Source organism: Microbacterium xerophyticum, assembly GCF_053543555.1.
Genome location: NZ_JBLVOB010000007.1, coordinates 75236 through 85458 on the forward strand (window position 1 = coordinate 75236; position 10223 = coordinate 85458).

General features: G+C 64.6%; 9 protein-coding genes and 1 pseudogene. All 10 read right to left on the bottom strand.

The genetic code is table 11. The features are described from left to right. Positions 1-29: 29 nt before the first annotated feature. The gene (locus ACNPNP_RS11830; RefSeq protein WP_448966242.1) at positions 30-1178 is read right to left on the bottom strand and encodes an MFS transporter; all 1149 of its coding nucleotides are present in this window, start codon (positions 1176-1178) and stop codon (positions 30-32) included. A gap of 123 nt (positions 1179-1301) precedes the next feature. Beyond that, the gene (locus ACNPNP_RS11835) at positions 1302-1880 is read right to left on the bottom strand and encodes an oxidoreductase (RefSeq protein ID WP_448966243.1); all 579 of its coding nucleotides are present in this window, start codon (positions 1878-1880) and stop codon (positions 1302-1304) included. After that, the gene (locus ACNPNP_RS11840) at positions 1768-2367 is read right to left on the bottom strand and encodes an oxidoreductase (RefSeq protein ID WP_448966244.1); all 600 of its coding nucleotides are present in this window, start codon (positions 2365-2367) and stop codon (positions 1768-1770) included. Before ACNPNP_RS11840 ends, ACNPNP_RS11835 begins: the two co-directional genes overlap by 113 nt. Positions 2368-2623: 256 nt before the next feature. Continuing rightward, positions 2624-3307, bottom strand: a complete 684-nt coding sequence (locus ACNPNP_RS11845; RefSeq protein ID WP_448966245.1) for a restriction endonuclease subunit S domain-containing protein — start codon at positions 3305-3307, stop codon at positions 2624-2626. Then, positions 3304-4818 (bottom strand): annotated as a pseudogene (locus ACNPNP_RS11850) (HsdM family class I SAM-dependent methyltransferase). Before ACNPNP_RS11850 ends, ACNPNP_RS11845 begins: the two are co-directional and overlap by 4 nt. A 250-nt stretch (positions 4819-5068) precedes the next feature. After that, positions 5069-5467: a TetR/AcrR family transcriptional regulator gene (locus ACNPNP_RS11855; protein ID WP_448966246.1), complete on the bottom strand. Its 399-nt coding sequence runs from the start codon at positions 5465-5467 to the stop codon at positions 5069-5071. A 26-nt stretch (positions 5468-5493) separates the two neighbouring features. After that, complete coding sequence (locus ACNPNP_RS11860; RefSeq protein ID WP_448966247.1) at positions 5494-6912, bottom strand: aldehyde dehydrogenase family protein; 1419 nt, start codon at positions 6910-6912, stop codon at positions 5494-5496. Beyond that, positions 6909-8174 (bottom strand): M20 family metallo-hydrolase, encoded by a 1266-nt coding sequence (locus tag ACNPNP_RS11865; protein ID WP_448966248.1) that lies wholly within the window; start codon positions 8172-8174, stop codon positions 6909-6911. Before ACNPNP_RS11865 ends, ACNPNP_RS11860 begins: the two co-directional genes overlap by 4 nt. Positions 8175-8194: 20 nt before the next feature. After that, on the bottom strand, positions 8195-9853 hold the full coding sequence (locus ACNPNP_RS11870) for a thiamine pyrophosphate-dependent enzyme (protein WP_448966249.1): 1659 nt from the start codon (positions 9851-9853) through the stop codon (positions 8195-8197). Beyond that, positions 9850-10223, bottom strand: a 374-nt coding sequence (locus tag ACNPNP_RS11875; RefSeq protein ID WP_448966250.1) for an RraA family protein, incomplete at its 5' end; no start/stop codon positions are given. The genes ACNPNP_RS11870 and ACNPNP_RS11875, both read right to left, overlap by 4 nt.

Here is a 10223-nt window from a genome sequence, read left to right on the forward strand (position 1 = left end):
AGGTCGCTGAAGCGGTTGGTCCAGAGGACTCAGCCGCGAGAAGCCAGCTCAGGCACTCGACGCTCTTCTCGCGTCGCGGGTGCAGCGAAGATCGCGGCGGCTACTGCGACAAGCACGACGATCATCGCCCCACGGAGTCCGACTTCCTCGCCGAGGGTGCCCAGAAGAGGAGGCCCCACAAGGAACGCGGTGTACCCCACGATGGAGGCGAAACTCACTCGTGCAGCGGAGTTCTCTCCGGACGCTCCGGCGGCCGACAGCGCAAGCGGGAAGCCGAGGGACGCACCCAAACCCCACAGCACGATTGCCAGAAGAACGATGGCGGGCTGGTCGACGAAGATCACAACTGCGAGCCCGATGGCGCCGAGCACTGCACTGCCCGCCAACAGCGTCGACCGCGAGAGCTTGCCGCCCAGCCAGCCTCCGGTGAAGCGACCCACTGTCATCGATGCCGCGAAGATCGCGTACATGGCCGAACCGGATGCAGGATCGAACCCATGCCCGTCAACCATGAGCAACGGAAGCCAGTCGTTCGCTGTACCCTCCGCGAAGGCCATTGCAAGAACAACCAGGCCGATGACCAGCAGCTTCGGGTCACGCAGTACCTGGGCAATGGAAGCGTCCTTCCTGGTGCCCCGCGACTGTCGGCCCACGTCCCCCCGAAGGCCGGGCGTAGCGACAACGAGAATCACCGCACCGAGAATGGCGGCGCCCCCCAGGTGCAGAATGATCGGCACAGAAAGGGCGGTGCAGATCATCCCGGCGACTGCTCCCACCACAGTCCCGAGGCTGAAGCACCCGTGAAGGGTAGGGAGGAAGTCTTTGCCTCTCTCCTGTTCGAGTTCAGCACCGGCGACATTCAGCCCCACCTCTCCCCCGCCCCTCCCCAGTCCGAAGAAGAACAGGCCGGCGGCGACCACGATGCCCTCCTGCACGAAGCCACCGACTCCCACCAACGCGACGCCAAGCACAATGGATGCCGAACCAGCGACGATCACGGGTCTCGTGCTGAACTTGGCAACGAGCGGTCCGGAGCCGAGGATGCCGATCATCGAGCCAATCGACAGACCGAGCAGGATCAACCCGACCTCATACGTACTCGCCCCCAGCCCATCGCGCAGGTCTGGGGATCGAGTGACCCAGGAGGAGATACCCAACCCGGGTACGAAGATCAGCATGGCAAGAGCAAGGGCGGGGCGACCGCGCATAACAAGTTCCTTCGAAAGTGGGTGGGGCCGTGCCCGCGAGGTACACGACTTAATTGAAGACGTCGCTACGGCGGAGAGTGCGACACATGTATGTCAGGCCGAACATGTGGAAGGCGTGCGTCCGCGGGCATCGCTGAGCAGCCTGGCGGCGTGCAGTGGCCACTGCGGATCGGCGAGAGCTGCCCGGCCGATCATCACCGCGTCGACATCCCCCTGAGAGAGGATCTGCTCGCCCTGGTGCGGCTCCGTGATGAGGCCCACTGCACTGACAGGGAGCCCACTCGCATATCGGATGCCTTGCGCGAATCCCACCTGATACCCCGGCGCAACCGGGATCTCAGAGTGAGGAGCGTTTCCCCCGGTCGAGACATCGATGAAGTCCACGCCGGCCCCCCTGAGCCATACGCACACCCGCTGCGTATCTTCAAGCGAGATACCATCGGGCTCCCAGTCCGTCGCTGACACTCGGACGAAAAGAGGGACCTCGGGCGCGGCCCGGCGCACCTCGCGAACAACCTCGAGGAGCATGCGCGCACGATTCTGCAACGAACCGCCGTAGTCATCGGCGCGCTTGTTGCTGAGAAGGTGAGAGGAACTGATGCAACAGGTATCCGTGCGCGGCATGAATCTCGATGACATCGAACCCCGCGGCGACCGCGCGAACCGCAGCATCCCCAAACTCGGCAACTATCTGAGATATCCCATCGATTACAAGGGGCTCGGGCAACGCGTAAGCGCCGAATGCCACCGATGACGGTGCAACAGTCGCCCAACCGCCTTCGGCCAGCGGCACCGAACCTTCACCATCGACAGGGCGATGCGTGCTTGCCTTGCGTCCCGCGTGCCCTAGTTGCACGCCGATGAGAGCTCCGCGCGCATGCACACTCTCCACGACACGCGACCACGCCTCCTGTTGATCCCCGTTCCACAGCCCGGTGTCGCCCGGAGTGATGCGACCTTCTGCATTGATCGCCGTCGACTCCGTCAAGATCAGTCCGAAGCCCCCCTCTGCGAAAGCGGAGAGGTGAGCACGATGCCAGTCATTAGGGACCCCATCGCTCGCCCTGTACTGACACATGGGCGCAACCCACACACGGTTCGCCATCTCGGTGCCCGCCACCGTCACGGGGGAAAAGAGTCGCGTTGCAATCTTGTTCACGGGGCAGCCTCCGCCAGCGATCTTGGGAGAGGTCGCGTTGACCTCTATCGGCATAGCCGCGCACCAAGAGAGGCACGGGCCGATGTGTCTAATCGTACACACTCCTCGCGACAGTCGGCGTGGCGAGCATTCGTGCTCGTGGCATACGAGGGGAACTTCGCAGAAATGCGACCGCAGGTCCACCCAGCAGAGTGGGAACTATGAGCCTCGCGTGGCGGCGCGGAGCTTCACCTCGCGAAAGTCACGTTGAGGCCTGCTATCGCGGAGGCTGGAACGCCGAGACCACCTCGTGCGCTCTTGCGGGGGCGAGCCCAAGCTGGTCCGACACCTTGAGCGCGGTCTCGAGCCGCAGTTGCTGAGCTCGACGTTCGGCCTCGTTTGCTTCCGCGAAGGCGTCACGGATCACCTTCCGCAGCGGCTCATCGGGCCAGGGCAACTGCAATTCCGAGATCTCGCTCCACGACACTCGCGTTTGTCCGATCCCCGTCGCGAGCGCGATGAGATCAGCACGAGCTTGCGTCGAGCGCAGAAGCGTCCAGACGACCGGGGCGTCCTTTTCGTCCACCGCTCGGCATACGAAGTACTCGTTGGTGACCACGCATCCGTCGAGCTCCTGTGGCACGATGCCCACTGCACCATGAACAGTGTTCGTATGGCTGAAGACCAAGTCACCGGTGCGCACCCGTGTGAACTCCAGCGGCGCTGCACCGCCCAACCAGAAATCGTCACCGGCCTCGCAGAGCCCGTCACCACGCACCCGCAAGAAGGTGGCCCGCCCCTCTTCGTCAGACCCGGGAACCGTCAGCGATGTCACCGGGGCGAGTACTCTATCGACCGACACGACCGTGAGTCCCACCTCCTTCCAGGCGTCGACTCGTTCACCAGGACGGACGAGGTTGGCTTTGACATCGAGCCTGTCGCCGAGGTCTTCTGCCCTCACGGTCCAGGGTGCAGCCTCGGCCTCGCCGCTGCGGAATGCGGCGTAAGGCGATTGACCGTTTCGATCTCTTCGATGGCCTTGGCGCGGTTGACGTCGAAGGGAAGCCTGTGCTGACGCGGGGAGTCATCCATCCCCACGAATCCGCAGTAGTACATGAACACATCCGGCTGGATCTCGCTCCCGTCGCGCTTCTTCTCGAGAACCAGGATGGACGTCTTCACCCGCGCCTCGGAGCTGTCGAAGGCGTCACCCGGGAGGCTGACAACCGCCTTGACGAGCCATTGCTTCCGGATCCACTCGCGGACGAAGGCGTTGTCGTTCGCGCCGAGAATTTCGTCGTCAAGCACGGCGACGAGCTGCCCCCCAGGGGCGAGAAGATCGTGGTAACGCTCGAGGAACAAGATGTCAGCGCTCAGCCCCTGCAGTGGCTCTATCGCACTCCCCTCGCGTCGGTGGGCCAGATTTTAGTCGGCCAGAACATGTTCTTCACTCTTCTCACGCCGGTTGTAATCTTTCGCAGACGGCGGGTTGCTGAGAACCACATCGACGGCCCCCTGAGGCTGCCCGTCGCTCCCGAGGTACTGTCCCAGGGCCAACAACGAGCGGAACTCATCCATCTCGCGCGATGTCTCCAGATCGTCCGTGTCCGCCCCACTGACGGACTTGTCCAGCGCATCCAGCTGGAAGATCTTGCTGTCCGTAACTCCGAGCAGGTGCATGTTGATGCGCGCAACGCGGGCGAGCGCCGGATTCTGTGCCACATCCACCCCCATGATGGAGCGCTGGATCTTCCCCTGAAGCTCATCGATCTGCGACGCGCTCCGAGGAAGCTTCGTCGCCTTCGCCGACATGTCGGACAGGGCTTCGACGAGGAACCCTCCGGTACCGCAGCACGCATCGAGCACCCGGGTCGGCCGCTCCCCGGTCACCTTCAGATCAGCGAGACCAATCGCGAGCTTCACGACGCTGCGCGGTGTGAAGAACTGGCCCCGGTCCTTGCCTCGGAAGGCGACGTCGAGGAGTGTCTCGAACACGCGACCGCTGAGGTCTGCGTCGATGCTGCACAGGTCAACACGCTCGAATCGGCCCACGAGCGCCTTGATGGTCTCGGCGGATAGATTGAGACCCTCACCCTTCTCAAAAAGGCGCTTCATCTTTATCGCGGCGATGTCCTCCTCGAAGGTTTCCATCAACTGCTTGAAGTGCAGCTCGTCGAGCGGGCTTGCGGACTCCGACTCCATCCGCTCGATCCATCGCACAGAGAACCACACGCTGTCTGCCGGGACGCTGATGGTCTCGCTGTCTTCATCGCGGAGATGCGGGTGTTCGTGCGCATCGCGGTCAGACTGGAACTTGAGGAAGACGATCTTCACGAACGCCATGAATGCCGCTGTGTGACTCAGCGCCTCGCCATGGGAGATGAGCCTGAGCGCCCACGAGAAGTCGGCGCTCAATTGGTCTGCAGAGCGTCGGCGAAGCTCGTGTCGTGTTGGGTCAGTGGTCGGCGTCATATCGATGTTCTCGGCGCACAATAGAGCTGCTGCAAACGCAGGTTACCGTCTGCAGAGTCCTCAAGGTGCGCGTCGATGAGGTGATTGCGTAGGTCCCGTCGATAGGCGGCCTGTGCCCGCGGGAACTCGGGTTGCGTGAGCCACCGTTCCGGTTGTTCGCCGATGCCGCTCACCATTTAGGCCCGCGCCTCGATGTACTCTCGGCTCACTTCGGTTCGAAACCGGAGACCCACGTCTCCAAGGCGAAGGATTATCGCGCGGCGCATCTCGAGCAGCCCGGTAGCCGCACCCGACGGGGTGGCAAGGATCGATGCGAAAAGATGCACCCACCGACTCCTCGACCCACTCTCCAACAAGCCGAAGACGAGGTCTCCGCGACATCCTCGATGGAGGCAGCGACATCCGTTTCCGTTGCGAGTAGCGCCAAACGCGGCTTGAGCTCGCCGTCCGCACGACGGGTGCCCTCAACCCGGATATCTTCGGGGCTGGAAAATTTCTCACACACGAAGGCTCGCGTGACGCCGCCGTCCCGCGCAACGTTCCTCATCGTGGCCGCGCCGTACCCGTGCGCGGCGAACAACGACTCTGCCGTTTCGAGCAGCTGTTGTCGACACTGCGCTCGACTCAGCCGCCGTCGCATCGATGTCATCCACGCAGTCTAGAGGCGCTTGAGACTCACTCAAGCTCGTCCGCCACTGCGGCTCGGTCCTCGCGAACGCGGCTTCGGATCGACAACGTTCGGATCAGCTTGCGGTTCGCGAACTCGAAGAGCCCAAACTCACCGAGCTCCCGACCAAACCCCGAGGCCTTCACACCCCCGAACGGGGTGTCTGGTTGAGTCATAGACGCGCCATTCACGGCGACCATACCCACCTCGAGTCGGTCCACGACCGATGAGAGATCCTCGAGATCATCGCCGAAGACGACGCTCCCGAGGCCGTACGGTGTGTCGTTGGCGAGGGCGACAGCCTCGTCGAGGTTCGCCACGCGGTGAACGACCGCCACGGGGCCGAAGACTTCCTCACGGTAGGCGCGCGCTGAATCCGGTACATCGACGAGGACAGTAGGGGCGACAAATGCACCCGTGCGGGGGACCTTGTGGCCTCCTATGAGAACACGCGCGCCTTGGGCGACCGCATCCTCGATCTGCTCGACGACCGTAGCGGCTGCCGCAGCCGACGACAGCGGCCCCATGTCAACCTCGTCGGACGGATCGCCGACTCGGAGACGGGCGACCGCCGAGGTGAAGGCGGAGGTGAAGGCATCGTAGACGTCGGCGTGAACAATAAATCGCTTGGACGCGGTGCATGCCTGGCCTGCGTTCTGCATCCTTCCGAACACCGCGGCCTCCACCGCGGCATCGAGGTCGGCGTCTGGAAGGACGATGAACGGGTCAGAGCCGCCGAGCTCGAGCACCACCTTCTTGCCTGCGGCCCCGGCCAGTGATGCGACAGCTCGACCTGCTCTCTCGGATCCGGTCAGGGAGATCCCCTGGACCTCAGGCCGTTCGATGACATCGGCGATCTGCGCCTCCGAGGCGAGGAGCCGCGTGTGGACGCCGTCGGGTGCGCCCGCGCGGCGAAGGATGTCGTCAATGGCAGCGGCTGACGCTGGGCACGCCGGGGCGGGTTTGATGAGCAATGTGTTGCCGAGCAACAGGTTCGGCGCCGCGAGCCGGGCGACCTGATAGTACGGGTAGTTCCACGGCATGATCCCGAGGATTACACCGACCGGCGCCGACCGCACCACCGCCGTCCCGGGTGAGGTGTCGATGACGCGGTCGACGAGGATTGCCGGGCCGCGGTCCGCGTAGTAGTCGAAGATGTCGGCGACGAGATCGACCTCGCCGAGCGCCTGCGCGTGCGTCTTCCCCATCTCTCGCGTCGCGATCCGCGCCAGTTCGGTTCGCTCCTCCCGATACAGCGCCGCGGCCCTTCGCAAAACCGCCGCACGTTCTTCCACAGCGAGGGTGCGCCAAGATTTGAATGCCGTGTGCGCCGCGGACACCGCATCTGCGATGCCTGCATCGGTCGCCTGCGGGTGCTCCTGGAGAAGGCGCCCGGTGGCGGGGTCAACCACGGCGTAACGGGTCATGCGAGCGCTCCGTCCGCAAGGCGGGCAACAACGTCAGTCAGTACCTCGAGGCCCGCGAGCATGTCCTCGGGCCGTGTGGATTCTCCCTCGTTGTGGGAGATCCCTTCGATGGATGGGACGAAAAGCATGACAGTCGGAACTCGTTCTTTCATGTTGATGGAGTCGTGGCCGGCGACCGTGAGAATCTCGGCCGAGCGGTGTCCGAGCGAATTAGCAGCGGATCTCGCGAGGTCAACCCCTTCAGGCTGGTAGGGATTGATCCCCCACGCGTGCGAGAGCGTCTCCTGTACTTCGACGTTGGCGTTGACGCGGATCCGGTCGATCTCGGCGGCGAGGAGAGTGTTGGCTTCGGCGAGGACCGACTCATCCGGGGTGCGCAGATCGAGCAGCAGCGTGACGCGGGACGCGACCACGACCGGCGAGTTCGGGTACACGTCGAGCTTGCCCACCGAGGTGTGCAACTGGCCGGGGAACCGGTCTGCGAGCTGCCGTGCGAAGGCAACGAGCAGTGCGGCCCCGTAGAGCGCGTCACGGCGGTCAGCCATGACCGTGGCGCCGGAGTGCGCCTGCTCGCCATCGATGACGACTTCGTACTTCGTCGCAGCCCAGCTAGCGGTCACCAGACCGATGGTGATGTTCGCGTCCTCGAGAAGTCGCCCCTGCTCGATGTGGATCTCGGCGGCACTCACTGCCTCCGGCCCGTCACCCTCGCCGAGGAAGCCGGTCGGCCTGAGAGCTTCGGCGACACTGGTCCCGGTTGAGTCACGCACCGCTAGTGCCTCCTCGATTGGAAGGACACCGGTATAGACACTGGATCCCATCATGGATGGGACGAACCGCGAGCCCTCTTCGTTGAACCAATTGACGACAGCGATGTTGTACTGAGGCCTCGTGGCGGCTTCGGTCCACCGAGCAGCGACACGGAAAGCCGCATATGCGGCCGCCAGCACACCGTACGCGCCGTCGAAGCGGCCGGCTGTCGGCTGGGAATCCATGTGCGACCCGACCACTACATACGGCGCACCCGGGATGACCTCGAGGAGCCCGAACTGGTTTCCGATGCGGTCGTACTCCACGCGGAGTCCACGTGACTCGAGCAATTCTGCGAACCATCGTCGCTGGGATATGTCTGCATCGGATGCTGCCTGTCGGTCAACGCCGCCCGCCTCGGTTGCGCCGAACGCGCTCATGGTGTCGAAGTCGGCGAGGAAGGCCCGGTCATCGAGCTCGGGCGTCAGTTCGGTGAGGCGGGGAGAGGTCATGGGAGCATCCTCGGGTTGGTTCATGCGGGGGCACGGACGGTCGGGTCCTGTCGGACGTGGATTACGGCGGGCAGCGCGCTCGCGCGCGCGCGCTGGTATGCGTCGCGGAACTGGGAAGTGCGCGTGACCGTCTCCCCATGTCCGCCGTACGAGCGAGCCAGCGCGGCAAAATCGGGGTTGGTGAGATGCGTGCCCGAAGGGCGCCCGGGGTAGTGCGCCTCCTGGTGTTCGCGGATTGTCGCGAAAACACCGTTGTCGACGACCACGGCGATGAACGCAGCCCCATACGCGATGGCCGTTGCGATCTCTTGCCCATTCATGAGGAAGCATCCGTCTCCAGCGATGGAGAGGACCTCCCGACCCGGGGTGACGAGCGCTGCCGCAACGGCCGCCGGGATACCCATTCCCATCGCCCCATTGCGCGGAGCGACGAGCGACGATGCGCTGCGGTGGACCAGGTATCGGGCGGGCCAGATCGCATGGTTGCCGGCACCGAACGTGACGACGGTGTCTTCCGACATTTCCTCACGCAAGGTCGCCATGATGCCTTCGAGATCGGCGTAGCCGTCGTCGGAGTCCGTCACGGACTCGGGTGTGGTGAATCGGCGTCGGTCGGCGATGGCGCCGTCGAATCGGCCTCGGTCGAACGAGGCATCCCCCAGCGCCGCGCTTAGGGCAGGAAGCGCCGCGACGAAGCCCGCCGGGTCCGCTGCGATCTGCTGGTCAATGCGTCCAGAGTGTCCAAATGGGTCAGTGGGCACGACGAGCACGGTGAAGGCACCGTGGCCGATGCGGTAGCCATCGCTGAGCACATCGGTACGTCCCGTCCCAATGAAGATCGCGAGGTCAGCATCGTCAAACAGGTCCGCGGCATGGTCGGATCGCCCGTACCCGAGAGAGCCGGCATAACTGCTACTACCACCGGCGAGTTCGTGGGGAACGGCATCGTACGCGCGGAAGTCTGAAAGGAGCGGAACAGCATGCTCATGCGCCCACTCCGCCAACCCCTGACCGGCCTCCCCCGTCCATCCCTCTCCCCCCACGACGATGACCGGACGCTCGACGACGCGGAGCCTGTCGGCAAGGTCGGTGATAGCGGCCGCCGAGGGGCGGATGGGCGGTACGGGCGCCGGGGCTACGGTGTTCGCACCTTCGGCGGAGAGACGGATGACGTCCTCGGGCAGGCCAACGACGACTGGGCCAGGACGTCCCGAGCGGGCGATTCGCATGGCCTCAGCAACAACTCGTGCGGCGGAGGTCGGGTCGTCGAGTGTGACGACGTGCTTGGCCGTGGATCCGAACCACCCGGTGAGGTCGAATTCCTGGAACGCTTCTCTCCCGCGGTCGGCGACAGGGATCAGTCCGACGAACAGGACGAGGGGCGTGCCATCCTGCCACGCGGTGTGGACGGCGATGAATGCGTTTGCAGCTCCTGGACCGCGGGTAACCATCGCAACCCCAGGGGTCCCGGTCAGCCGCCCCTCAGCGAGGGCCATGAAGCCGGCGCCGCCCTCGTGGCGAGTGACAACCGTGTCGATGGTCGAATCGTGGAGGCCGTCGAGGACGTCGAGGTAGGACTCTCCCGGAACCGCATACACGCGGGCGACGCCCTCGCGTTCCAGTTGCTTGACGATGAGGTGTCCGGCGGAGGGAGCGGCAATGCTGTCAGGAGAGGTCATGCGAGTTCAGTTCCATGGTCGTACGGACGTGCGGTGAGGGTGAGGATCTGGGCGAGGTCATCCCCGCGAGCGATCCGGTCGAGTATCGCCGGCTCGGCCTCATCGGAGGCTCGAGCTGTCTCGACGACGCGGGGGTCGAAGCGGTCCGGGGCTATGACGAGCACCCCGTTCTCGTCTCCCAGAACGATGTCCCCGGGGCGGACCGTGACCCCCGCGATCACCACCGTCACCCCGTGGCGCGGTTGGTCCGCACCGAGCAGCTTGGTCGTGCGGGCAGTCGTTCCGGTCGCGTAGACCGGCACGGTGCCGTTAGCGATGGCGGAGAGATCGGTGACCGGTCCGTCGACGACGATGCCTGCGGCGCGCGGGG